This window comes from Petralouisia muris, from assembly GCF_004793545.1.
Classification (GTDB): domain Bacteria; phylum Bacillota; class Clostridia; order Lachnospirales; family Lachnospiraceae; genus Petralouisia; species Petralouisia muris.
The window spans coordinates 18,054-43,268 of the sequence record NZ_SRYA01000023.1; the positions used below are offsets into that span (position 1 = coordinate 18,054).

The window sequence follows — 25,215 nt, forward strand, 5'->3', positions numbered from 1 at the left end:
TTCCCTCCATGATTTTTACTTTAATTGTTCCAAATCCAGATTAATCCGTTATAAATATACTGCATAGCGGCATCCCCATCATGGGAATTCCCTTCCTGCACCCGATATGCCAAATTTCCATCCTTTTCATGGTCAACATCCTTAAAAATTCCCTGGGGTCCTTCCAGCATCCCCTGGATCTGGCTGGAAAATGACCCATAGGCAAAATCCTCGGTTCCCGACATTGCGTAGATAAAGAAATCTTCAGCCCCATACCCGGCGTCAGTCACCAGATTCTCCATATACGCCCCATCAGAGGTCAGGTTGCCGCTGGAAGGCAGAAAATAGCGAAAATAATCCATACAATACTGAAAGGTATGCCATGTGGTGACAGAGCCCATAGAAAATCCGGCAAATGCACGGTAGTCACGGCTTTCTTTCAATTCCTTCAGAGAAGTTCCTTCTGCATACGTGCGGTATTTGCCTTCTACCGCAGGCATCAGGTCATTGACAAGTTCATTATGGTAATTGTCGGTCAGCCGAAGGGCAAGGCCGTAATCACCACTGTCCTCTGGGCTTTCGTTGTTGTATGTGGGACAAACCACAATCATAGGCTTCATTTTCCCCTCCTGTATGCCATGATCAATGACATTTTTCAACACATTCGGATGCTCCGGCGTACCAAGATAAGTGGTCTCATTGCTCCATCCCCCATGCATCAGGTAAAACACATGATACTGCTTCTCTTCGGTATATCCATAAGGCAGATAGACATAAGCCGTCTTCTCCAGTTGTGTTGTCCGGCTTTCATAACTCATGGATTCATAAGTCTGATAACTAAGCCTTTCTATGGTTCCCTGCTCTTGTGCCGGAGTGAAATATTCTTCCGGAATCCGGGCAAGCTCCGAAGGAATCCGGGCCGCATCTGTTTTTCCCTCCATATCTGAAACGCCTCCTGGATCGGATAATTCATTTTCCTCGTTGTTTGTCTCTTCCTGTCCTGGCCGTTCCTCCAAAGCCGTCTGCGTTTCATGGTCCGTTTCTCCTTTAGGGCCAGCACAGGCTGCACAAAACGCCAATAATACGATTGCCAGGCTTAATACGACATTCTTTTTCATTCCCAGCATTCCTCTAAAATTTCAAGGACTTCTTCTCTGGATAGTTTCTTACAGCATCCTGCCGTAAGGTTACAGGTGTCAGCCACCTTCTTTAACACGCTTTTATCCGTTATTCCCATGTCACGGAATGTGGAAGGCAAACCAATTTCCTTTACAAACTCTGCAAGGGCTTCAATTCCTGCTTCTGCCAGCTCCTCTTCCGATTTCCCTTCCGGAGAGATCTCCCATACCATTTGAGCCATACGCGCAAACTGTCTGACGCCGTCTTTACAAATATGGCGATAAAGAACCGGATGAATTACGGCAAGTCCCTGCCCATGATTGCAGTCTGTATAGGCTCCAAGCTGATGCTCTATCTGGTGCGCCTGAAAATCTGTCACTTTTCCAATTTTAAGGATGCCGTTTTCTGCCATGGCAGACGCCCACATCAATTCTGTCCTTGCCTCTTTGTCATTGATATCCTTTAACAGCAGCCGGATATTGCGGATTACATTACGCATTACGGCTTCTGCAATTTCATCCGATAACGTGACCTCCCGTGGGGAACCCAGATACGTTTCCATACTGTGGCTCAACGTATCAAAAGCTCCTGAAATCACCTGTCTTGGAGGAAGGGACATGGTATAGGCTACATCCAGCACTGCGAATTCTGCATAAGCGCCCAATACCCCCGCTTTCTCCTTCGTATCCTCATTAGTGATAACTGCGCCGTTATTCATTTCCGCACCAGTTCCAGAAGCGGTAACAATTGCTCCCATGGGAAGAAATTCCGTGGGATACACATGATCTTTAAATTCCATTTCCCAGATATCTTTTTCGGCCGCTGCCTGTGCCGCTATAATTTTGCAGCAGTCTATCACAGAACCGCCGCCTACTGCAAGGATAAAATCTACGTTTTTTTCTTTTGCAAGGGCTGCGCCTTCCTGCACTTTCTTATAAGTGGGATTGGGCATAATCCCCGGAAAATCAACAATCTCTTTGCCTGCTTCCTTCAGATAGCCGCAGATTTCATCATACACGCCGCTTTTCTTTATGGAGTTTTTGCCGTATGCCAGCATAACGGTTTTTCCTGTTTTTGCAAGTTCTGCCGGAAGCATTTTAGCTGCCGCTTTGTCACCAAAATATACCTTTGTGGGATAAGAATAAATAAAATCCTTCATTGTTTTTCTCCTTTCGCTATTCCTTCTTCGTAAAAATACAGACAGGTTTCACTCTTTTTTCCTCTATATTTTAATTAAAATTCCCAGCCCACTGTCTGATTTCTGCTTCACTGTCCGCAACATCATTTCTGGAAAGGGACAGGGTATTATCGCTTACCGAAGCATCGGGCTGCAATTGGGAAATATCGCTTAACGTATTGGAAAAACCGCTTCCTCCATGTGTAACAAATGGAATAATCGTCTTTCCAGTAAAATCATATTCTTCTAAAAATGTATAAACCGGCATAGGCAAATCACCCCACCAATTGGGATAACCCAAAATAATTCTGTCATACTGTTCTAAGTTTTCTATATGATTTTTCAATTCCGGCCGCAAACTGGCATCCTGTTCCTCTGACACCTGTTCCACTAATGGATCGTGTTCCAGAGGATACTCTTGTGTCGTCTCAATTCGGAATAAATCGCCACCCACTGTCTCCTGCACGATTCTTGCAACATACTCTGTATTGCCGTAAACCTCATTCTCTTTTACCACAATACTTGCACCTGCAATCGCATCCACGCCATCCGTATTTTCATTCTCTGGTATGGAAAAGTAAGCGATTAAAGTCCGTGAAGAACCGGCGCCTTCTGCCTGTTCCTGCTCTGTCCCTGCAGACGCTTCTGTATTGCCCGCAGGAAGCTGCAGCCCATTTACCCATTCCTTCACATCATCCTCCGAAGCCCTTGACTGGAACCTCTCTCCTTCCTGCCAGTCCCCGGTTCCTGCCAGTTCAGACAACAATTTTCCGCTTTCCCCTAACCCGGAAGTGGATGAGGTGCAGAAGGGAATCACCGTTTTCCCTGTAAAATCATTTGCTTCCACAAAGCCATTCACTGGCCATGCGGCAATTCCCCACCAGATAGGATATCCGATAAATACCGTGTCGTAAGAATCCCAGCCAGACACTTCTGTTGACCTCAATTCCACCGCTCTTTCCGCTTCATTGTCATGCTCTCTGGATACCCTGCTGTTTTCATTTGTCCAATCCAGATCCGCATCAGTATATGGCTCTGCGGGCTCCAGTTGAAAAAGCTCCCCGCCTGTTGCTGCTGCAATGTAATTTGCAATATTTTCTGTGTTTCCGGATGCCGAATAATAAACCACCAGCGTTTTCCCGGCTGTGCCGCCTTCATTTTCCTCATCGTTTTTTGCTTCCCCGTCTGAAGCTTCCGACGGCTCTGACACATCCTCGTTTGAATCAGAAACAATTTCCTTCTCCGGTTCACGCTCTGTCTCCCCAGCGGTATTCTGCTGCCGGCTGCTGCAGGCAGTAAGACTAAAGACAAATACAATACTGATCAAACACGCAACAATTTTTCTCATGATAAATTCCTCCTCATTTCTGAAATAAATTTTTCCAATGCATCTATTCCGGCAAAAGCAATTTCTTCCTCTGTCTTGCCCTCCGGGGAAATTCCCCATACATGAAGGGCAAATCTCCGGAACTTTACCGGACGCTCCTGATAAATACCGCGGAAATAAGCTGGAATATCTTCACTGGAATTACATGCTATACAAATTCCCGTCTGATCTCCCTTATAGCTGCATTGAGTATCGATACATTTCCCCAATCGGATGATCCCATTTTTTGCCATCGCTCCATTCCACATCAGGTTGCTTCTCGCCCTGTAATCCTTCGGATTCAAAACTGCCGCTCTGAGATTGCGGATCACACTGCCCATAAGGGCTTCGGCAATATTATCTGATACATTATCTTCATCCGGCCCGCTGAAATAAATTTCCATAATGTTAAAAAAGATTCCTAAACCGCCGGATATCATTTGATTGTTAGGTACACTGTAGGTGTATACAGGGTCCATCAGCGCAAACCTGGGGCTGCATTTGGGGTAATCCCGCCCGATTTTGAGCTGCAGCTTCTCATTGGTGAGAACTGCCCTGCCATTCATTTCGCTTCCAGAACCTGCCGCCGTTACAATTGCCCCGAAAGGCAGCGGCTCACACTCAATAATGCCGGGACGCTCCCAGAATCTCTCCCAGATATCTCCGTCATTAACAGCCGCCAGGGAAATTGCCTTGCAGCAATCCATCACAGAACCGCCGCCTATGCCCAGGATCATATCTGCCTGGTTAGCTCTCGCCAGCTTCCGGCCTTCCAACACTTTTTCATAAGTTGGATTCGGCATGATACCGGAAAACTCAATGATATTTTTCCCGGCTTCCCTCAATATGGAAACCACTTCATCATAAATTCCATTTTTCCTGACGGAGCCTTCTCCATAGCAGAGCATAACCGTATCTCCATAATTTTTCGTCAGACAAGCCAGGTATTCTTTGACACAGCCTTTCCCAAAATAGACTTTTGTTGTATTTTCAAAAATAAAATTATTCATCCAGCTTCACCTCACTTACCCATCTGTTTCTCCCAAAAGGCCACGGCCTCATCCAGCCAGCCCTCTGCCGCTGTTTTTGTTCCCAGCCCGAATCCATGTCCAAGGCCGGGATAACTGTGGAACTCTGCGTCAATCCCAAGACCTTTTAAGGCATTTATTCTGTTTTCCATTGTCCGCCAATTTGCTATCCCGTCATTTTTTCCCACACAGGCGTAAGTGGGCGGATCATTTTCTGTATAATCGGAATGCCCTGTATACTGCATGACCACTGTGCCGGGACGGGGAAGGGAATTCCCTCCGAACTCTTCGGGGCCGTAAGATCCCAGCCAGGCCGCCATTCTTGCCCCTGCAGAACCGCCCCACAGAGAATAGCATTCCGTATCCACCTCCAGTTCTTCGGCATGTTCAAAGATAAAGCTGATTGCCCGCGCCAAATCTTCACAAGCCGTCTGTGCTCTAGGACGATAAATCAATGCAAAAGCGTGATATCCCTTTTTGGATAATTCCAATGCATGGGGAAAACTGTCCTGCATGGCCCCTACATAGGCAAAGCCGCCGCCTGCACTGCACAGGGCAAACTTCTCTCCGGCATTTCCTCGAAAGAAAAACAGGCCGGTATCTTCTTTTGCCGGATCAGCCTCTTTTTCCTCCTGGGTATAAATGTCATAAAAAATCCTTTCTCCGGCTTCTGCCTGGGCTTTCATATAATTTGCAATCTCCACCGTCTTATCCGGATCGATATTGCTGTACCAGGTCAGACTGAGATTCCCCAGCGTATCCCCGCTGTAATATCCGCTGTCTGCTGGAAAAATCAATCTGCCATAGGCTCCAAAATCCGGATTGGATATAACTTCTGATATGGGAGTCTCTGCCGTATATGGTTCTTTGCTTTCTTTGGCTCCTCTCACGGGTTGTTCCTGCCTTTCTTCCTGCTGTCCAAAATCTCCTGCTGTTTCTTCCCCTGTGGATTCCGTATTTTCCACACTTTCCTGTGGATTTCCGGCGCCGCATCCAATCAAGAAAACCAGTAAGCAAACCAGACAAACTTCCGCTGCAATATGTTTCAACGCCTTCACCTCCATTCTTCTGATAACCATTCCGCCTGCACACAACATCCTCAATTTTTACCTGCAGTCCAGAGAACTTTCCTGTTTTCCTATAATATAAACAAAACGAGGCTTCATGAGAAGTCTCGTTTTGTTTCTTAGTTTATACCTAAAAGTTATAACTCAATCTTAAATTCATTTTTCATTCTGTAACTCCATCTTCTGTATCCTCCTTTATCTTCTGTATCCTCAATTCCATTTTGGAACCGTTAAAGCTGATCATCAGGACGCCAGCCATTGCCACCACAAAACCTATGAAAAAGCCTTCTGCACCGCCGCAAGAAATTCTTTCACAGTTTCTGAAGGCTGAAGAGAATACAAAAGCCCATAGGGAATGCTGTGCTCCCACTCCACCGGGATGACCTTTAGCAGAGGATGCACGCTTGCCCAGCCGGAAATGGCCAGCAGCACATCCTCACTGTTTTCACAGCGGTTAAAGGCTTCCATGTTGTAGAAATCAAAATCCACAATATGGATCTGACTGTGATTCTGCCAGATATCATCCCGAAGCCTGTCCACATAATCGCTCCAGTTCCGGCGCATCAGCATCAGATTCTCCCCGTACAAATCCTCTATCTGCAATTTGTCCTTTGCAGCAAGCCGATGGTGAATAGAAACCGCGCAGCAAAAAGGTTCCTGAGATAATTCCAGTCCTGCGCAGCGGCGAAGGCCAAGCATGGTGTCATCAAAAATTCCACCCACCACATCAATATGTTTGCCAAGGTTTCCAAGGATTTCCCTGGCGTTTTCCGGCGTATTTTCAAAGGGAATAATCTGAAACTTCATATCCGGGCAATGCACCTGTATTCTGGTCCAAAGCCCCATCAGAAGCTGTGCCGGGGTCATAGGAGAACTGCCGATCCGGATGACTTTTTCGTCTTTTTGCATGGCGTTTTTTGCCCGCGTCACAGAATCCCTGCAATACTGAATAATATATTTTGTATCCTGATACAAAGACTTTCCTGCGTTTGTCAGGGTTAATCCTCTGTGAGTCCGCTCAAATAATTTAACATCCAAAGAAGCCTCCAGCAGATTAATCTGCTTAATCACTGCGGTGGGAGTAATATAGGCTTCCTCAGCGGCCTTGTTAAAGCTGCCTGCGTCTGCCACCCGGATAAATGTTTCAAGCTGCGGATTATACATGATATTCACCTTCTCTTTCCTTTTTATGCATCCTGGTCTACTGTATAAACCATTCCACTACCATCCCCTGAGCCTTTCTGTCATAATAAATGTCCTGGTACTCCATCCCTTTCTGGCTGATTCTGGTTCCGAGAAACAACCCTGCTTCTTTTCCTTTTTCCGTGACTGCCTTGCAGCGCAGTCCATCCACAAGCTTTTCTTCTGACAATCCTCGCTCCTGGGATCTTCGAATGATTTCAGCTCCTGATGTTTTCTTCACTGTATCGGCGTCCCTCAGTTCATTCAGCTTCACCGCCAGCTCCGGCGCAAGATATTTATCTGCGTAAGGAAACTGCTTTGCCTGGGTTTGGCTGATGAAAAATTCTGCTTTCTTCTTTTTCCTTCCTGTATTTGCCGGCTGCTTGCCAGTTCCAGCTGTACGGCCGGCTTCCTCCATTTCTCCGAAATACAGTTTTTCTCTCTCTTCTCCAGTGTATGCTCTGATTTCTTCCAAAAACGGTTCCCCGTACTTTTTAAATTTATGCTCGCCCACGCCGTTTACTTCCAGCATTTCTTCCCGGGCAAGGGGAAGCCGGACGCACATATCTACCAGTGTTTTATCGGAAAATATAATATAGGGCGGCATTCCCTCCCGTCTGGCAATTTCACTGCGCAGGCTCCGCAGACGTTCAAACAACTCCAGACCCCTGGAATTCAGAATATCGGATTTGCGCCTGGAGACAGAAGAAGCAGGTTTTTCCGGAAGGGAGGATAATCCCCCTTTTACCTCTCTTACCACAACCTTTCCCATTCCCTGTGCAATTTCATCTGATTTGCCTGTCAGCCTTAACAGTGCATATTTATCCGGCGTAACTGTCAGATAACCTTCCATCAACATCTGGTTTATGATCTGCTTAATTCTCTGTTCTCCCAATTCCGCCAGGCTTCCGTAAGAGGAATAAGAGGTCATTCCATATTCCCTAAGCTTCGCCCTGTCGGCTCCTGCCAGCGTGCCTGCCGCCACATTAATTCCATACCTGCCCCGCATCTCTCTCACGCAGGAAATAATTTTTTCGGCCTGAGCCGTCACATCGGTTTCTTCAAATTCTTTTCGGCAATTGCCGCAGTTTTGGCAGTCTCCTCTGCTCTGTTCTCCGAAATAATTTAAAATATAGGCGCGCAGGCAATTTGCAGACAGACAGTAATAATTCATAATGCGCAAACGTTCGGTGTCTTTCTCCCGGATGGCCGCAAGCTCTTCCTCGGTAAATTCCGGATTCTGCTCTTTACTCTCCAGCAGGAACTGATTAATCATCACATCCTGGGGCGAATACAGAAGAATGCATTCTGCCGTCTCCCCGTCACGGCCGGCCCTGCCCGCCTCCTGATAGTAATTTTCCAGGCTCTGGGGCATATTGTAGTGAATCACATAGCGGACATTGGATTTATCAATTCCCATGCCGAATGCATTGGTGGCAGTCATTACAGGACATCTGTCATAAACAAAATCCTCCTGACTCTGTCTGCGTTCCTCCTGGCCCATTCCCGCATGGTATTTTGCAGAAGGGATTGCCAAATCCTGCATTTTTTCAAAGAGAGCGTCCACATTTTTTCTGGTGGAACAGTAAATGATTCCGCTTTCTGCAGGATGCGCTTTTATGTAATCCAGTACAAACCGGTCTTTCTGTTTAGGCGTTTCCACCGCAAAATACAGGTTCCCGCGGTCAAATCCCGTAATCAGAAGTTCGGGCTGTCTCAGCCCGAGAACGCAGACAATATCTTCCCGAACATGCTCCGTGGCCGTTGCGGTAAATGCGCTGACAATGGGGCGGCGCTCCAACTGCTGCAAAAACCGGACGATTTTCAGGTAGCTGGGCCTGAAATCCTGGCCCCACTGGGAAATGCAGTGAGCCTCGTCCACCGTAAGCATAGAGATTTCCGCCTGTTTTGCAAATTCCAAAAAAACATAAGTTTCCAAACGCTCCGGCGCTGCGTAAATAATTTTATAGGTTCCTTTTGCAGCAAGCTGCAGAGCTTTCGCAATTTGATTTTCTGTTAAAGAACTGTTGATATATGCAGCATGGATTCCTGCCTGATTCAATGTCTGAACCTGATCCTTCATCAGGGAAATGAGCGGTGAAATGACAATGGTAATGCCTGGCAAAAGAAGGGCGGGGACTTGATAACACAGGGATTTGCCTGCGCCGGTGGGCATTATGCCCAGTGCGTCCCTTCCTGACAAAACAGCGTCTATCAGGGTTTCTTGTCCCTCTCTGAACTGACTGTAGCCGAAATACTTTTTTAAGATGTCAAATTTATTCATACTGGTATTGAATTTCCTTCCTTTTAAACTTTTTCCCAGGCGCCGATGCGGCCGCTTTATGCATAAAATAGCTGTACAGCTGCATCTCAAAGATCCTGTTTGACACTGCCGCAGCCCCTTCCTTATCTTTAATAAATCCCAGCATCGTTCCAATATTAATCACTTTGTTATATTCATGATATGGATATAACATTCCTCTAAAAAGGATATTCTGCGGCATTATATTAAGTTCCGGATACTCCGTCACTTGTTTTATCATATCATCATACAATGTATTGGGCCTTTTGACCAATATTTTTACTGCTTCTTGAAGCCCTTCTCTTGCCCATGGACATTTTTTCATTCAGCAATTTACAGATATAAGAAACCAAAAACGGATAACCATAGGTATACTCAAATATCAGTTCAGACATCTCTGCCACATTCATACCAGTCATTCTGTTTCCCTCGTATTCCGTCAGCATTTTTTCAATGCCTGCTAGTTTCACCATGGCTTTCCCACACTTTCTCCTTCCGTATTAACTCCCGTTTACAAGTATTAATATACCACACAGCTTGGAAACCTGTAAAGCCTTCGGCCTTTTTAATATTTCCCCAGCGTTTAAGAATTTTCCGATTTGGAAAATATTTTTTTATTAATTCGAAAATTATGGTCTTTTCACCGAACCCAGACAGAGCTATATTATATTTGTTCAAACAAACAAGAAATGGGGCCTGATTTATGGAAATAAGATTATCACAAAAAATAAAAGCAAACAAAAGAAATTTTTCTCCTATGAATTGCGCTACCGGCATTGCGACAGCATCCCCATTGCTTTATAACCATCGTTGTAGCTACCGGGAAGAATAAAACTATCCGGCGCTCCCATTAATCGAGCGGCTTCACGAACAATTAATAAGCGAGCATGAATTTCATCATTTTTTTCACAACGAAATACTGCTTGCTGCTTCCACCTTCCGGCATTCGCAAACAACCGGCAATACCATCGAAGCGCAATTCTAGTTGCTGCTCTCCATGACGTGTTCGGCGATAGCCCGTAGTGACAACCGGATATTCCGGCAGACTCTTGGCTAATGCCTGCATCTGTGTTAGAATAGTCATTAGAGTGTTATCGACTTCTCGTAACACCCACACTGTCTCCTGTACCAGCATTTTGATCGATGGGGTATCGGAAGATACTGTGGGGATGCCTTCTTTTGCCAGCGCATAAATCTTGACAGCTTTATCCTGGCTCTGGTGGTATCCCTTCTCTTTTGCCCATTTTAGATAGCTCTCTATAAGCTGTTCCTCCGATTTCTTCGTGATAATGTCATAATGCCAGTATTCTTCCGCTTCATATTCTTTCAGCCGATACCAATGGTCAATCCCACAGTTAGAGATCGTAACAGCATCCTGCTTATTTCTTTTGACACATCAATTCCTACACTTATCATCTGTAACCTCCAAAATAAATTTGTAATTGTCCCATCCACACTTATTACCACTCATTTTAGTTCGTTACACCAAAGCGCCTTGCGGTTTTCAACCTGCTTAAACGACTGCTTATAATAAGGAGTGGTTGACAGTTTTCATGACGGATGTGGTTAATCCAAAAAGCGCCTCGCCAGACCAATTACTCCCTTATCATAAAAAAATAAGTGCAGAAGGTAAAGCACGAATGATATGCTTTATCTCTTACACTTATATGGCACTAAAAAGCCGGCCTGGAAGAACTGTTCCGGCGCAAAGGCAGCGATTATCTCTGCGGGGAAGGGGCTGCAGACTTTCCGGCGGAAAAAAGCAGCGGATTTCCATTGCAAGGTGTTTTCTAAAAGAGACTTCTGTGCTGATTGCGGATGAAGCTTCTGCTGCGCTGGACTCTGAAACCTCTTTTCATATTATGAATGAGATTCTGCAAATGAAGGTTCTGACAAGGATCGTAGTTTTTCACAGCATGAATCAAAGTCTGCTGAAGCAGTATGATCAGATTATTATCATGAAAAATGGGAAGGTACAGGAGGTTGGAAGGTTTGAGGAGCTGATGGAACGGAAAGGGTATTTTTATTCTTTGTATTGTATTGAGAAAGGACTATAGACCATCAGGGTTCCTCCCGGCTTGCTATGCTGAGGGAGTTCTTGGTTTTGAGCCGGGTCCCTCCTCATGGTAAATCATGGTAAATTCCAAAACTCCTCTATGGTTTTTTTTACTTGGGGGAGGGTTATCTGGAGGCAGTCTGACCATTCCCGGGGGAAGAGGCGTTGATAGCCTTCTTCTATAAAGCGCTCGTCCAGCAAAAGAATCACGCCTCGGTCTTCTCCGGTTCGGATGACCCGTCCTGCGGCCTGCAGTACTTTGTTCATGCCCGGATAACGGAAGGCATACTCAAATCCAGCCCCCTCGGTTTCATCATAAAACTGTTTCAGGATTTCCCGCTCATTGCTGATTTGGGGCAGTCCCGTCCCTACAATCAGAACGCCAATCAAGGAGTCCCCTTTCAAATCGATACCTTCTGCAAAAATCCCGCCCATCACGCAGAACCCAATAAGGGTTTTCTTTCGATTTTCTGAAAAATTCTCCAGAAATTCCTCACGTTCTTGTTCCGTCATACCGCTTTCCTGACAGATACAGTCCATTTCTTCTAAAATTCCCTCTTGTTCCAGAAATTCCTCCCACACCTGATTCATCATCTTATAAGAAGGAAAAAACACCATATAATTCCCCGTCTTTCCCTTTGCCGTCTCATAAATATAGGCGGCAATCCGTTGAAATTCCCGTTTGGTGCGTCTGGCGTATTTACTGCTTACATCTGTTCCCACCGCCAGAAGCCGCTGTTCATTCTCAAAAACCGTACTGGCGTACACGGCATAATTTTCTTCCCTGGTGCTGAGCAGCTTCTTATAATATTGTATGGGCAGCAGTGTAGCGGAGAAAAAAACGGCGCTTCTGCCTTTCTCCAGGCATTCCTGCAAATTAGCTGCAGGATTAACGCAAAACAGCTTCAGCTTAAACCTTTTGTCCTTTTCCTGTTCCGTATAGGTCACATAATTTTCATCCGCCCGGTCATACATATTCAGAAAATGCCGCACTTCCAGGTAGAATTCCTGCAGCTCTTTTTTCTCCGGAAAATTATTTTCCGTCTGAAAAAATTCTTCCAGGGCGGCTCCAAGCTGCATCAGAGAAAATACCAGATCGCCGATACTGTCTAACACCTGGTAATTTGCACACTGGCGTTTCAGCTCCAACAGCCGCTTATTGCACCGTTCCAGCGCCTGGACACATTTACGGCTGTGTGACTGCATTGCCTTTTTAAAACGCAGAAAGTCTTCTTTATACAGAACTGCACTGTACATCTCTCTTGCCCGATCCACCAAATTGTGGGCTTCGTCCACCAGAAACAGATATTCCCCTTTTACTCCCTCGGAAAAGAAACGTTTCAGGTACACATTCGGATCGAACACATAATTGTAATCGCAGATAATCACATCCACCCAAAGGGAAGCATCCAGACACATTTCAAAGGGACAGACCTGAAACTGTTCTGCCTGGGTCAGCAGAACCTCCCTTGTGATATCACGTTCTTTCAAAAGCAGATCAAACACTGCATCATTGACCCGATCGTAATGGCCTTTTGCATACATACAGTGCACAGGATTACAGTCCATTTCCTGACAAAAACAGAGCTTCTCCTTAGCTGTAATGGTAAGCACGCGCCCCTGATACCCTTTGCTTCGCAATATATCAAAGGCTTCCTTCGCCACTGTGCGGGTAATGGTCTTAGCGGTCAAATAAAAAATCTTATCCGCCAGCTCCTCCCCCACCGCCTTCACTGCCGGAAACACGGTGGTGATGGTTTTTCCAGTTCCTGTTGGCGCCTGAATAAACAGAATTTTCTTCCGGTTAATGGTGCGGTACACATCTCCTGCCAGCTCCCGCTGACCCTTTCGGTAAGGAAAAGGAAACTCCAGCCCCGCAATGGAAGCATTCCGTTCCAGCTTTGCCTCATACTGAAAATCAGCCCATTTCTCATAAGCCGCAATCAATTCTTCAAACCACTGCTGCAGCTCCAAAAAAGAATACGTTTCCCGGAATCTTCGGATTTCTTCCGTGTCCAAATTACAGTAAGTCATCTGTACCGAAATTTCCGATAGCTGCTGCTGTCGCGCCGCAATATAGGCATAACATTTTGCCTGAGCTAAATGTACCCCCGCCGGCCGTTCCATAATATTCACATCTTGGTAAATTCCTTTGATTTCATCCACAGTCACCTGTTCTTCTTCCACAATAAGCCCGTCTGCCCTGCCTTCAATGATCATAAGGTACCGCTGCCGCTTTAATTCTATTTTCAACGGAACCTCCGACTGATAGGAGGCCCCCATCCTTCTCTGAATTTTCCTGTGTATTTTGCTGCCCTCCTGCATGGCCTCCTTTTGAGCTGCCCGCCCATGCCGGTTATCAATATCACCGGAGCGCATAATAAATTCCACGAGATTTCTCACGGAAATTTTTATCTGTTCCATGCTGTGCCATTTCCCTTCATTTATTGTCTGGTCAGAAAAGTTTTCTCTGACCGCCCTGCCAGGTGCGGTCACGCAATGACATTTTCCATCCGCAGGGGTGCGCATCCGATCGTCTACACAAAAAAAGATGCATAACTTATTATGCATCTTTTTCTGACTTTTGTCTATTCCGTTGTTCCAATTTACGCTACAGCATATTTATTTAATACATTTTCAAAGGAAAGATCCTCGCCGCCGTATTTTACGGTCAGTTCTTTTCTGATACCCAGTCCCATCACTCCCAAAATAGACTTGGCGTCAATTACCATGCGCTGGTCTGAAATATCTATATCGAAATCACACATGCCAGCAGCACGAACAAAATCACATACTTCTTCAACATCTGCTAATCTAATAATCTTTTCATTCATAATTGATACCATCCTTTCTATACATTTGGACTACAGTTAAGTTCTCATCTGAACTTGTGGCAAATTATGCCACCTTTTTCCTATTTTGTCAACTCTTCTTTTTTCCTTCTCTCTTAGTAAAAAACACGAAAAACAACCATATTTTTTATACAAAACAAACTTCTTTTTTCCCAAATTCCACTAATTTCAAGTACTTCTTTCCTATAGTCCTATTCTCTTAATTGTTCACTTTTCTATCTTTTTACCGATTTTTTGTAAAAATTTGTGAAAGTTTCCATATTTTAAAAAAATCTATGTTTTGCACATAACCACCATTTCCCAATGCTTTCCTATTAAATTGTTCCCAATATCCAGAAAACTAAACTGTAATAATATTTTTTTGCATTTCTGAATGCTTTCTTGACTATTTTACGATAAAATTCTATAATAATTCGTAACTATTCAGAACTCCATGAAAGTAGAAGGTCAAAAAGGAGGCTGCCATGGAATCAAAACACATGTTATCCATTTTACAGCAGGTACAGGAAGGCGCTCTTGACATCCATACTGCTTATGAAAAATTAAAAATCAGCCCTTTCGAAGATCTGGGCTATGCCAAAATTGACCATCACAGAAAGATACGTCAAGGCGCTCCGGAGGTCATCTACGGCGCTGGAAAGACTGCGGAACAGATGGAAGGCATCATCCATTCTCTTTTGTCCCACTGCCCGGAAAATATTCTGATTACCCGGCTGTCTGAGGAATCTGCCTCTTATCTGTCCCAGCGTTTTCCTCTTACTTATGATAAACTTTCCCGCACAGGAATTGTAAACCGCAAAGAATGCATCACCGCCTCTGGAACAATTCTGGTTGCCACAGGCGGCACCAGCGACATTCCTGTTGCTGAAGAAGCCGCCCTCACTGCGGAAGTACTGGGCAACCGGGTGACGCGTCTCTATGATGTGGGAGTTGCGGGCATTCACAGGCTCCTTTCCCATGTGGACAGCATTTCCAAGGCAACGGTGATTGTGGCGGTTGCAGGTATGGAAGGGGCTCTTGCCAGCGTCATCGGAGGCTTAAGCGACTGCCCGGTGATTGCCGTTCCCACCAGTATCGGGTACGGAGCTAATTTTCAGGGATTGTCCGCATTGCTTTCCATGCTGAATTCCTGCGCCAGCGGAGTCAGCGTAGTGAATATTGATAATGGATTTGGTGCCGGCTATCTTGCCAGCATGATTAATCATATAGGAGGTAATGAATCATGAAAACATTATTTATTGAATGCAACATGGGCGCAGCCGGCGATATGCTGATGGGCGCCCTCTACGAGCTTCTAACGGAACCGGAGCAAAAACAGTTTCTGGAAACCATGAACGGCCTGTTCCCCGGCAAAATCATGATAAACGCGGTTCCTTCCGAAAAATGCGGGATCTGGGGAACTAAAATGAATGTTGTAATCTTAGGGCAGACTAACGCATCCGCTTCTCCGGAAAATGAAGAAAGACATTCTCACCCGGAGGAACATTCCCATGGGCATCATGCAGATGGCTTAGAGGGACATCCTCATGAGCACCGCCACCCACTCCATACAAGCTATCCGGAAATGCTTGCTCAAATTGACAGCCTTCCGGTTTCCGTCTATGTCAAAGAGCATGCAAAAGCAGTCTATACCCTGATCGGCGAAGCGGAAAGCTCTGCCCACCACACAGACATCTCCCAGATCCACTTCCATGAAGTGGGAACCTTGGATGCATTGATGGATGTGGTAGGATGCTGCACACTTCTGGAACTCCTGAATCCAGAACAAATTCTTGCATCCCCGATTCATGTGGGAAGCGGCAGCGTCCGCTGCGCCCATGGAATTCTCCCGGTTCCCGCTCCCGCCACAGCAGAAATCTTAAAAGACGTTCCCATATACGGCGGAACCATAGAAGGAGAACTCTGCACCCCCACCGGAGCTGCATTGCTCAAGCATTTCATCAGCCAGTTTACCCCTATGCCCCCGATGGCTGTGGAGAAAACAGGCTACGGCATGGGAACCAAAGATTTCTCCTCCGCCAACTGTCTGCGGGCTTTTCAGGGCAGCATGAGCATTTTGCCGGTTCCCTCACCCAGACAGCTTCCGGACTCCTATTCCGAAAGACCTCTTACCCGGATCACAGAGGAAGAGACGCATCCCGATTTCTACACAGAACAATTCCACAGCCTGGAACAGATTCTGGAGCTTTCCTGCAATCTGGATGACATGACGCCGGAAGCCATTTCCTATGCGGTAAACCTTCTGATGGAAGCAGGCGCATTAGACGTCTTTACCACTTCCATTCATATGAAGAAAAACCGCCCCGGCCTTCTTCTCACCTGCCTGTGCAACTTAGAGGAAGAAAGCCGTTTCAGCAGACTGATTCTGACCCATACCACCACCCGGGGAATCCGCATCCAGCCCTGCTACCGGAGAACACTGGATGCACAGTTTCGGAAAGTCCGCACCCCCTATGGAGAAATCACGGTGAAAATCAGTACTGGTTACGGCATCCACAAATATAAACCGGAATATGAAGATGTGGCTGCCGCCGCAAGGCAGTGTAAAGTGCCTTTTGCCAAAGTGCAGGAAGCTGTTCTGGAAGCCTGCCGCCATATGCAGGGATGAAACTTCATAACAGCACAGTCTTTTCCTATCCTATAAATCCTGTGAGAAAAAGAGCCTTTATCGCAATGATAAAGGCTCTTTATGTAGTACCTGCTTCGTATGGATATCTATGCAGCCCGTCAAAAGACTGGCCAATCCAAACATTTGTTCCTTACGGCAATGTGGATGCTGCTTCTGTATCAAACAAGCTTTCCTGCAATTTCACAATATCTTCTTCATTGGGAGTCCAAACCTTATCCTTCAATTCCACACGAACGATAACGCTCTGCTCATCCTCATAAGATACATTTGCCAATGCGTCCTTGAATGCATCTCTCAGCATAATAACAATCTGTTCATTTAATGCATCTTCATCGGAAGTATCTCCGTCATAAGCTTCTACTGCTGCATAAAAACTCTCCATGGTAGGTGCAAAAATATCCATCTTCTGACATTTTACTTCTACTTCGTAAACGTCATCTTTCTTTGTTGCATCTCCAACCGTATACTTCACACTCTTGTACACATCTTCTACTACCTGTCTGAATTCTGCTTCTAAATCTTCAGAAATCTGTATGCCGGTTGTCATGGTTGACATTTCTGTGTCAATCCCTTCCACATACAGCTTCTCAGCTTCTTCCTTCGTGCCAACCTTCTGCTCTACAAATTCTGTAGAATCACCCTTGTAAGAATTGTCCAACAAAGCTTTTACATAACCGCTGGCGTCAAAAGAACTGCCGCATCCTCCTAACATTGCTGCTGCCAAAACTGCAACCAGCAGTAAGGCTACTTTTCTCATTCTCTTCATAACATTACTCCTTTTCGTAAATTTAGCTACAGTATTATAGTAATCTCTTTTGCCTGTCCCGTCAATCTTTTTTTCCAGAAAATTTTCTTCAATTTGAATAAAACGACAAAGATCTGGCATACTATCAGTGAAAACTTTGCTTCCGCCGGGACAATTTGTGCCGCAGGAGGAATCTTTCTAAATGAACCCCGTATATTCTGCCCTCGGCAGAGACAACAGACAGCAAAAGGAGACTGGAATGAAAAAAAATTTTCTTCTTTGCGGATTTACCGGATGGTGCCTCGAAATACTTTTTACCGCTTTCGATTCCTTCCGCAGACGCGAACTGCAGCTTATGGGAAAAACCTCCCTCTGGATGTTTCCCATCTACGGCATGGCTGCTTTTTTCAAGCCTTTCTGCCATCTGATGAAACGTCTGCCTGCTTTGATTCGGGCATTTTTTTATTCCTGTTTTATTTTTCTAGGGGAATATGTAAGCGGCAGCATCCTGAAAAAGTATCAGATGTGCCCCTGGGATTACAGCAGCTCTCCAGCAAATATAAAAGGGGTAATCCGCTTAGACTATGCCCCGCTTTGGATGATCGCCGGACTTATTTTTGAAAAACTGCTGACAAAGTCCCCGGCAAAACAAGAGAAGAAATCTTACTGAATCTACTCTTTTGCCTCCCTTCCTCTTCCACTGTCAAAATAAAATCCAATTATCCTCTTGCGATTGATGAAACTTTATCTTGAAATTTGCCCCCTTCTGTTATATGATAATCAAAACCCATGATCCAAACTATTAAATTTCAGGAGGAAAAATATGCAACATTTAATGAGTCCGCTTGATTTGTCTGTGGAAGAACTGGACAAGCTGCTTACACTGGCAAACGATATTGAAAAAAATCCTCATAAATATGCCAAAGCATGCGAGGGGAAAAAGCTTGCAACTTGTTTCTACGAACCCAGTACCCGGACAAGGCTCAGCTTTGAAGCCGCTATGTTAAACCTTGGCGGAAGCGTCCTTGGATTTTCCAGTGCAGACAGCAGTTCCGCATCCAAAGGAGAAAGTGTTTCCGATACCATCCGCGTGATTTCCTGTTATGCAGATATATGCGCAATGCGCCATCCCAAAGAGGGTGCTCCCCTGGTAGCATCCCAGAGATCTACAATTCCTGTCATCAATGCCGGAGACGGCGGACATCAGCATCCTACCCAGACCTTAACCGATTTGCTTACCATTCGTTCCCTGAAGGGACGGCTCGATAATCTTACCATCGGTCTCTGCGGCGATCTGAAATTCGGACGTACCGTCCATTCCCTGATTCATGCTTTAATCCGTTATCCTCATATCAAATTTGTCCTGATCTCCCCAGAAGAGCTTCGGGTACCAAGCTATATCCGGGAAGACGTGCTGGTGAAAAATTATATCTCTTTTCGTGAAGTAGAGCGTTTAGAAGACGCTATGGGAGATTTGGACATCCTGTACATGACCAGGGTACAGCGGGAACGTTTCTTCAACGAGGATGATTATGTGAGAATGAAAGATTTCTATATTCTGGATCGGAAGAAAATGACCCTTGCCAAAGAGGATATGATTGTGATGCATCCCCTTCCAAGGGTAAACGAAATATCTGTAGACGTGGATGACGACCCAAGAGCTGCTTACTTCAAGCAGGCACAATACGGCGTCTATGTGCGTATGGCGCTGATTCTCACATTACTGGAGGTGGAAGTATGTTAAATGTAGGATTAATTACGGAAGGCTTTGTCTTAGACCATATTCAGGCAGGCACCAGCCTGTCCATCTATCACGATTTAAAGCTGGATCAGCTGGACTGCTGCGTTGCCATTATCAAAAACGCCCGCAGCAACAAAATGGGAAAGAAAGATATTCTGAAGGTAGAATGCGACATCGACACTCTGGATCTGGATGTGTTGGGTTTTATCGATCACAACATCACGGTGAATATCATCAAAGGGGAAACAATTGTAGAAAAACGGGAGCTTCATCTCCCCAAAGAAGTGAAAAACATTGTGCGCTGCAAGAATCCCCGCTGCATCACTTCCATTGAACAAGAGCTGGATCAGATTTTCCTGCTGACTGATCCAAAAACCGCTACCTACCGCTGCAAATACTGCGAGGAAAAGTACAAAGGTCATAAAAAATTACAATAATTATTATACTTCAAATCTCTGAACGGAACAGTAAAAAGGGGCATAAGCCCCCTTTTTATTGCCTGAATCAACAGGGCTTTTTATGATTTAGCAACCCCCTTTCCGGCAAATGATTTACAAAGATTCTCAGTCTGCACTGCTAACATTTCTTGCCCTCCTTTTTCCTTTTAAATAATGCCGCTGATATCATATAAAATACTGCGGACAATCCAACGCACCAAAGAAGAGAAACGATAAATCCGGAAACTTCTAAAGGCTTTCCTGCCAGCGCATTCCGCATGGTATCAATCACTGGCGTCATAGGCTGATATTCTGCAAAAACTCTCATAACCGGAGGCAGCGTTTCTGCCGGCGCAAATCCTGAGCTTAAATAAGGCAATATGACCATAAGAGCGGAACATGCGCTGGCCCCTTCAGCGCTGTTGGCCGCAATTCCAACCATGGCAGCCCCATAGGAAAAGGCCAGAATGCTGACAGACAGCAGGAGAAACAGCACGCCCAAATCAAAGATTTCAAGGGATGGGCGAACTCCCAGCAGCAGCGCCACCAACAGCACTACAAAAGAGGTAAGGCCGCTTCTCAAGAAGGCTTCCAGAATGTGTCCGTTTAAAATGGACGACTGTTTGATGGGCAATGTGCAAAACCTGTTCACAATGCCGCTTGTCATATCCTTATTTATCATGACGGCAGTTACGGAGGAACATTGACCGATACACTGCAGTAAAACCCCCGGCACAATATAATTTACATAAGAAACTCCTTCTATATGGATAAGACTTCCAAACAGGGACACAAACAAAATCATCATTAAGGCTGGAAGCATAATGCTGGTCAGCAATGTATCAGGATTTCTTCTGGAGCACAGTAAACAGCGCTTTGCCATCACAGCCGTATCCTTCCATCTTCTAACATAAGCTTCCATTTGATTCACCTCCTTTTTCCTGAATCATTGCCAGAAACACGTCTTCCAAATCCGGCGTCAATCTTGCAAAGTCCTGAATACTTACTTTATTTTTATAAAGTCTGTAAAAAATTTCTGCCAGCGTATCTGCTTTTCCGTCCGTAAATACCAATAATTCACGCTTCTCTGATTCCATGGACATTCTGTAAGTTTTTAAAAGATTCTTTGCCCGTTCCAGATTTTCGGCATCCTGAAATGACAATTTTATGACCCCCTGAGGAAGATACGCCTTTAATTCTTCAGGAGTTCCCTCTGCGATGATGCTTCCCTGATCCAAAATAGCAATGATATCGGCCAATTGCTCCGCTTCTTCCAGATATTGAGTAGTTAAAAAAACGGTCACTCCGGAATGATTCAGGTCTCGAATCATATTCCACATACTATACCGGCTCTGAGGGTCCAGTCCTGTGGTGGGTTCGTCTAAAAAAATCACTTTCGGATTCCCAACCAGGCTCATGGCAATATCCAGTTTCCGTTTCATACCGCCGGAAAACACAGATACCGATTTGTCAGCATCCTCTGACAGCCCAAAATATTTCAGTAATTCGCAAGCTTTCTTTTCAGGGGAAGATAGATGGTGAAGCTCTCCCATCATAATTAGATTTTCTTTTCCCGTCAAAACACTGTCCACCGCTGAAAACTGCCCGGTCAGACTGATAATTTCATGAACTTTCCGGGGGTGTTTTCCCACATCATATCCTGCAATTTCAACCTTCCCGCTGTCTGCTTTCAAAAGCGTGGTTAGGATTCGGACGGCCGTTGTTTTCCCTGCGCCGTTAGAGCCCAGCAAAGCATAAATCGTTCCGCTGGAAACCGAGAAATCAATGCCCTTGAGCACTTCCTTATCCTGGAAACATTTCCTCAAACCGGATACGGAAATTGCTGTCTTTAACTCTTCCATGTTCATACCTCCATTTGATATCTGTGTGCAGGATTTCCTGTTTCATTGATATCCTCTCTGAATTTTAAATACCGACCAAATGTATGTATATGACCTTAATAAAATTGCCTGTCATAAGGCAATTCTATTTTTCTTATTCAAAATAAGGCAATCTGCTTACACTGTTCTCGATTTCATCATCCAAAAGGGGCAGTCCCATTTTCTCAAGCATTTCTTTGATGCACCGAAACCGCCTTTGTATTTCCTCTTTATCACCAGGAAAAACAGATGGAATCAGCCAGATATCTGTCAGAACTAAAAATTCCGCCAGTTCTTTGGCATATTGTGTCTTTATGGAACCGTCCTTCTGCCCTTCCTCAATAAGTTCCTGCCAGTAAGGGCACAGCATCCGGCGGTTTGATTCAATCATTCCCGCCAGAACACGAGGATTTTTAAGCAGCGGCATTGCCTGCTCTGTCAGTTTTATCTTCATTTCTTCAGACTGATTCAGCAGGATTGCCATTTTCATTTTCTCAAGTCCGTTCAAATCCTTCCGCCGTTTCACTTTCTCAAAGGGATTGTCGCTAAAAAACATTTTATCCCCCAAAGCGTCCATAATTTCCTCTTTGGATTTAAAATGATGATAAATTGCTCCTTTTGTCAAGCCTCCTAACTCATCCACAATATCCTGAATCGTTGTGTTGTCATAGCCTTTTTCCAGAAATAACCGCTGTGACGCCTCCAATATTTTATCAACGGTGACCTCGGGATATTTATTCCTTGCCATCTTAAGAACCTCCTACATACATTCATATGGTATGTTTGTATCATAGCATGTAATTGTTTTTCTGTCAATGCTCTTCTGCCTCTGTAAAGCGTCATTCCATCCCTGTCACTGTCTGACATCAAGGTTCTTAACTCTTTTTGATAAATTCAGTCTTGCATTTCGGGCAGGTAATGCAGATCTTCCCTTTTCCTTTCGGAACCCGCACCTTCTGCTTACAGGAGGGGCACTTATAGAAATGATAAATCTTCCTCTGCTTGAAATGTTCCTTTCTCCGGTTCTTCTTCACCGCTAGCTGGTAGCGCCAATTTAAAAACTTCTGATTCTCCTGATACCGCTTTTCCACCTGTCTGGACAGCATCCGGTAATATTCATAACTCATCAGCCCCAATGCCAGCACATAAAAAATATTCCAGCGGGAAAAAAGAGAAATGAGCAGCAGTACCATGGAAGCCCCAAGATATATCTGTCCTAACTGGTCTGCGCCGTACCTTCCTGCCATAAAACGCTGCATCTTCTGTTTCATTCCTATCAACTCCTGTATTCTGTGATTTTCCTTCCATGTTTCGAAATATGTTTCCGAAACAGTGACTTGTTACAGTCTATGGTAGCGCAGAATATACAGGAAGTCAACGGAGTTATTTTCTTTTAAGAATATTTTATATTTTGTTTATTCCCAAATTTTAGCAGGTTTATTTTGGTGTATTACTGCTTCTTACTGAAAATCCCCGCAGCAAGCTGCGGGGATTATAAGCAGGGCTGTAAGCCGGGTTATGTCCTGGATAATCATCTGTCTAGCCTGACTGTTGCCAGTCAGATCCTGCGACCTACCTGAAGCTGGCGGGCCGCGTCAACGCTTCGAATCGGTCTTGCTTCGGATGGGGTTTACATGTGCCCCGGCTGTTGCCAGCCGGGCGGTAGTCTCTTACACTGCCCTTCCACCCTTACTATTATTGCTAATAGCGGTTCATTTCTGTTGCACTGTCCTTAGAGTTGCCTCCACCGGCCGTTAACCGGCATCCTGCCCTGTGAAGCCCGGACTTTCCTCACCTGCGGTCTTTCGACGCCTGCAGGCGCGATTATCTGCCCTACTTGATTGATATAACTGCAATACAGTACATATTTATCATACAATACACAGAATATTTTTTCAACAAAAACTTATATTCTGTCAGACATTAAAACAGCTTCCCCCGATAAACTCTCTTAAAATCGAATTCTTCTCAATATCCTCACTGGGCACCGGAAGAAAGTAATCCAGGAATTTCAATAGACGCTTGGCTTCCGTATATTCCGGACAATTTTTATCAATCTGAAACAGCAGCGGCTCCGCATATTGTTTCAGCACTGCAAGCTCATAAATCAAAGCGGAATTGAACATAACATCCGCTTCGTCCTGGAATGGAAAAATATACTGTTCTTCTCCCCGCCGCACAGAATCCCACATAGCAATGGTTTCTTTGGCAGAAATATTTCTGTTTCTGGCGTCCCTGACCATTCTCCGTATCATTCTTCCGTCTGTGGTGGGCAGATTATTGTGTTCGTCTATACTTAACTGTGTTAACGCACTGATGTAAATTTTCAGTTTGCTGGACTCCGGGAGTGAATAGGACAATTTGCCATTCAACCCATGGATTCCTTCTAACACCAGAATATCATTTTTGCCAAGCTGTTTGACAATTCCTTTGTACTCCCTCTTTCCAGTGCGGAAATTATAGGTGGGAAGCTCCACCCGCTCCCCTTTCAAAAGAGCCGACATATCATGGTTAAAAAGTTCAATATCCAATGCCTCTAAGCATTCAAAATTATAATTTCCATTTTCATCCTTAGGCGTATCCACCCGGTTTACATAATAATCATCCAGGGCAATGGGATGGGGCTTTAATCCCTGAGCCATCATCTGAATGGACAGCCGGTGGGAAAATGTGGTCTTTCCGGAAGAAGAAGGCCCTGCAATCATGACGAACTTCTTATCCGGCTGGGATGCAATCTGCTCTGCCAGAGTTCCGATTTTACGTTCCATCAATGCCTCTGCCACAAGAATCACGTCCCGGATTCTGCCCTGGGCCACCGCATCATTCAAGGCGCCTATGGTTCCGATTTGCATTGTTTCGCCCCATTCCGCCGATTCCCTCAGTACATGGAACAATTTATGGGAAGGGGTAAACTCTGCAGGCACTCTTGTATTTTTATCCGGAAACATCACCACAAAACCATCTTCGTAGGGTTCCAGCTCAAAATATTTCAGATATCCGGTACTTGGCGCCATATATCCATAAAAATAATCAGTATAATGGCCGATGCTGTAAATATTCACTTTCGAGCTTCTCCGATAGGAAAACAAACGCTCCTTATCATGCATGCCGGAATTCCGAAACAACTCCACCGCATCATCCGTAGAAATGCTTTTTTTCTGAATAGGAATATTTTCCTCTGCCATGCGCATCATTTCTGCTTTCAGTCTGGAAAGATATTCTGGATTTGGAGTATCTCCATTTAATTTGCAGTAATACCCCTGGCTGATGGAATGGGCCACTTTTACGGTAACCTGCTTTCCGTCGTCTTTGGCTAAATTATGTACAGCACGCTGCATCAAAAAGGTTACGCTTCTGCGGTATGCCTTTCTGCCTGCCTTATCTCTGACTGTTACAAAGACCAGTTCTCCCTCCCCTTTCACTCTCCGTCTCAGTTCACGCAATCGGTTATTGAACAGCACCAGCACAATAACGTCTTCATACTGCGGCTGGTATTCTGCTGCAATTTCCTGATAAGGCGTGCCTTTTAAATATTTTTTCTCCTCCCCGTTTATTTTAATGCTGTATATAGTTTCTTCCATATTCTTTCCCTTCTTCTTTACTGTTGATACACAAAGAGCTGCCTTTTTCCGGCATACGCACTTTTCTTATAGAA

General features: G+C 45.0%; 24 protein-coding genes, 1 other RNA gene and 1 pseudogene. 6 read left to right on the forward strand and 20 right to left on the reverse strand.

The features are described 5' to 3' along the window. Window positions 1–20: 20 nt before the first annotated feature. The 11 genes and pseudogenes from E5329_RS12680 to E5329_RS32830 form a co-directional block, all read right to left on the reverse strand. Entirely contained in the window at window positions 21–1,097 is a 1,077-nt protein-coding gene (locus E5329_RS12680) for an alpha/beta hydrolase (RefSeq protein WP_168356611.1), read from the reverse strand. Next, window positions 1,094–2,257 (reverse strand): iron-containing alcohol dehydrogenase, encoded by a 1,164-nt coding sequence (locus tag E5329_RS12685; RefSeq protein ID WP_135989896.1) that lies wholly within the window; start codon window positions 2,255–2,257, stop codon window positions 1,094–1,096. The genes E5329_RS12680 and E5329_RS12685 overlap by 4 nt, the downstream gene beginning before the upstream one ends. A 70-nt stretch (window positions 2,258–2,327) precedes the next feature. Next, the gene (locus E5329_RS30675; RefSeq protein WP_275443234.1) at window positions 2,328–3,623 is read right to left on the reverse strand and encodes a flavodoxin; all 1,296 of its coding nucleotides are present in this window, start codon (window positions 3,621–3,623) and stop codon (window positions 2,328–2,330) included. Further along, complete coding sequence (locus tag E5329_RS12695; protein WP_135989897.1) at window positions 3,620–4,651, reverse strand: iron-containing alcohol dehydrogenase; 1,032 nt, start codon at window positions 4,649–4,651, stop codon at window positions 3,620–3,622. The genes E5329_RS30675 and E5329_RS12695 overlap by 4 nt, the downstream gene beginning before the upstream one ends. Window positions 4,652–4,662: 11 nt before the next feature. Beyond that, window positions 4,663–5,748: an alpha/beta hydrolase gene (locus E5329_RS12700; protein ID WP_275443235.1), complete on the reverse strand. Its 1,086-nt coding sequence runs from the start codon at window positions 5,746–5,748 to the stop codon at window positions 4,663–4,665. A 261-nt stretch (window positions 5,749–6,009) separates the two neighbouring features. Then, entirely contained in the window at window positions 6,010–6,900 is an 891-nt protein-coding gene (locus tag E5329_RS12710; RefSeq protein ID WP_135989898.1) for a LysR family transcriptional regulator, read from the reverse strand. 37 nt (window positions 6,901–6,937) lie between these two features. Then, window positions 6,938–9,202 carry a DNA helicase RecQ gene (recQ, locus tag E5329_RS12715; RefSeq protein WP_135989899.1) on the reverse strand — a complete coding sequence of 755 codons (2,265 nt, stop codon included), beginning with the start codon at window positions 9,200–9,202 and terminating at the stop codon, window positions 6,938–6,940. Next, window positions 9,195–9,395: a hypothetical protein gene (locus E5329_RS12720; protein ID WP_135989900.1), complete on the reverse strand. Its 201-nt coding sequence runs from the start codon at window positions 9,393–9,395 to the stop codon at window positions 9,195–9,197. Before E5329_RS12720 ends, recQ begins: the two co-directional genes overlap by 8 nt. Window positions 9,396–9,465: 70 nt before the next feature. Continuing rightward, window positions 9,466–9,693 (reverse strand): hypothetical protein, encoded by a 228-nt coding sequence (locus E5329_RS12725; protein ID WP_135989901.1) that lies wholly within the window; start codon window positions 9,691–9,693, stop codon window positions 9,466–9,468. A gap of 294 nt (window positions 9,694–9,987) precedes the next feature. Then, window positions 9,988–10,176, reverse strand: a complete 189-nt coding sequence (locus tag E5329_RS32565; protein WP_408634655.1) for a DNA cytosine methyltransferase — start codon at window positions 10,174–10,176, stop codon at window positions 9,988–9,990. A 68-nt stretch (window positions 10,177–10,244) separates the two neighbouring features. Beyond that, window positions 10,245–10,613 (reverse strand): annotated as a pseudogene (locus E5329_RS32830) (IS110 family transposase); the annotation flags it as partial. A gap of 247 nt (window positions 10,614–10,860) precedes the next feature. On the opposite strand from E5329_RS32830, the gene E5329_RS12740 reads away from it, so the two are divergent. Beyond that, a complete protein-coding gene (locus E5329_RS12740; protein ID WP_168356612.1) occupies window positions 10,861–11,277 on the forward strand; it encodes an ATP-binding cassette domain-containing protein in 417 nt (138 codons plus the stop codon). A gap of 74 nt (window positions 11,278–11,351) precedes the next feature. On the opposite strand, the gene E5329_RS12745 is transcribed toward E5329_RS12740, so the two are convergent. Next, complete coding sequence (locus E5329_RS12745; protein WP_135989903.1) at window positions 11,352–13,700, reverse strand: ATP-dependent DNA helicase; 2,349 nt, start codon at window positions 13,698–13,700, stop codon at window positions 11,352–11,354. A gap of 182 nt (window positions 13,701–13,882) precedes the next feature. Next, window positions 13,883–14,110, reverse strand: coding sequence for an HPr family phosphocarrier protein (locus E5329_RS12750; RefSeq protein WP_135989904.1), 228 nt, complete (start codon window positions 14,108–14,110; stop codon window positions 13,883–13,885). A 482-nt stretch (window positions 14,111–14,592) separates the two neighbouring features. Here E5329_RS12750 and larB point away from each other — a divergent pair, with 482 nt between their 5' ends. Both larB and larC read left to right on the forward strand, forming a co-directional pair. After that, complete coding sequence (larB, locus tag E5329_RS12755; RefSeq protein ID WP_135989905.1) at window positions 14,593–15,354, forward strand: nickel pincer cofactor biosynthesis protein LarB; 762 nt, start codon at window positions 14,593–14,595, stop codon at window positions 15,352–15,354. Further along, window positions 15,351–16,736 (forward strand): nickel pincer cofactor biosynthesis protein LarC, encoded by a 1,386-nt coding sequence (gene larC / locus E5329_RS12760; protein ID WP_135989906.1) that lies wholly within the window; start codon window positions 15,351–15,353, stop codon window positions 16,734–16,736. Before larB ends, larC begins: the two co-directional genes overlap by 4 nt. Before the next feature lie 151 nt (window positions 16,737–16,887). Here the strand turns inward: larC and E5329_RS12765 are convergent, their stop codons facing one another. Next, complete coding sequence (locus tag E5329_RS12765) at window positions 16,888–17,523, reverse strand: hypothetical protein (RefSeq protein ID WP_135989907.1); 636 nt, start codon at window positions 17,521–17,523, stop codon at window positions 16,888–16,890. Window positions 17,524–17,761: 238 nt separating this feature from the next. Here E5329_RS12765 and E5329_RS12770 point away from each other — a divergent pair, with 238 nt between their 5' ends. The 3 genes from E5329_RS12770 to E5329_RS12780 all read left to right on the forward strand — a co-directional run bounded on the left by E5329_RS12770 (window position 17,762) and on the right by E5329_RS12780 (window position 19,680). After that, the gene (locus E5329_RS12770; protein WP_135989908.1) at window positions 17,762–18,172 is read left to right on the forward strand and encodes a putative ABC transporter permease; all 411 of its coding nucleotides are present in this window, start codon (window positions 17,762–17,764) and stop codon (window positions 18,170–18,172) included. Between the two features lie 153 nt (window positions 18,173–18,325). Further along, entirely contained in the window at window positions 18,326–19,246 is a 921-nt protein-coding gene (gene pyrB / locus E5329_RS12775) for an aspartate carbamoyltransferase (protein WP_135989909.1), read from the forward strand. Then, complete coding sequence (locus tag E5329_RS12780; RefSeq protein WP_135989910.1) at window positions 19,240–19,680, forward strand: aspartate carbamoyltransferase regulatory subunit; 441 nt, start codon at window positions 19,240–19,242, stop codon at window positions 19,678–19,680. The genes pyrB and E5329_RS12780 overlap by 7 nt, the downstream gene beginning before the upstream one ends. 139 nt (window positions 19,681–19,819) lie before the next feature. Here the strand turns inward: E5329_RS12780 and E5329_RS12785 are convergent, their stop codons facing one another. From E5329_RS12785 to E5329_RS12810, 6 genes are all read right to left on the reverse strand, one after another. Continuing rightward, window positions 19,820–20,602 (reverse strand): ABC transporter permease, encoded by a 783-nt coding sequence (locus tag E5329_RS12785; RefSeq protein ID WP_135989911.1) that lies wholly within the window; start codon window positions 20,600–20,602, stop codon window positions 19,820–19,822. Then, the gene (locus E5329_RS12790; RefSeq protein ID WP_275443237.1) at window positions 20,586–21,542 is read right to left on the reverse strand and encodes an ATP-binding cassette domain-containing protein; all 957 of its coding nucleotides are present in this window, start codon (window positions 21,540–21,542) and stop codon (window positions 20,586–20,588) included. Before E5329_RS12790 ends, E5329_RS12785 begins: the two co-directional genes overlap by 17 nt. A gap of 133 nt (window positions 21,543–21,675) precedes the next feature. After that, complete coding sequence (locus E5329_RS12795) at window positions 21,676–22,308, reverse strand: TetR/AcrR family transcriptional regulator (protein ID WP_135989913.1); 633 nt, start codon at window positions 22,306–22,308, stop codon at window positions 21,676–21,678. 127 nt (window positions 22,309–22,435) lie between these two features. After that, window positions 22,436–22,831, reverse strand: coding sequence for a hypothetical protein (locus tag E5329_RS12800; RefSeq protein ID WP_135989914.1), 396 nt, complete (start codon window positions 22,829–22,831; stop codon window positions 22,436–22,438). 220 nt (window positions 22,832–23,051) lie between these two features. Further along, window positions 23,052–23,400, reverse strand: an RNA gene (rnpB, locus tag E5329_RS12805) — RNase P RNA component class A. A 76-nt stretch (window positions 23,401–23,476) separates the two neighbouring features. Further along, window positions 23,477–25,141 carry a nucleoside kinase gene (locus E5329_RS12810; RefSeq protein WP_135989915.1) on the reverse strand — a complete coding sequence of 555 codons (1,665 nt, stop codon included), beginning with the start codon at window positions 25,139–25,141 and terminating at the stop codon, window positions 23,477–23,479. Window positions 25,142–25,215 lie beyond the last annotated feature (74 nt).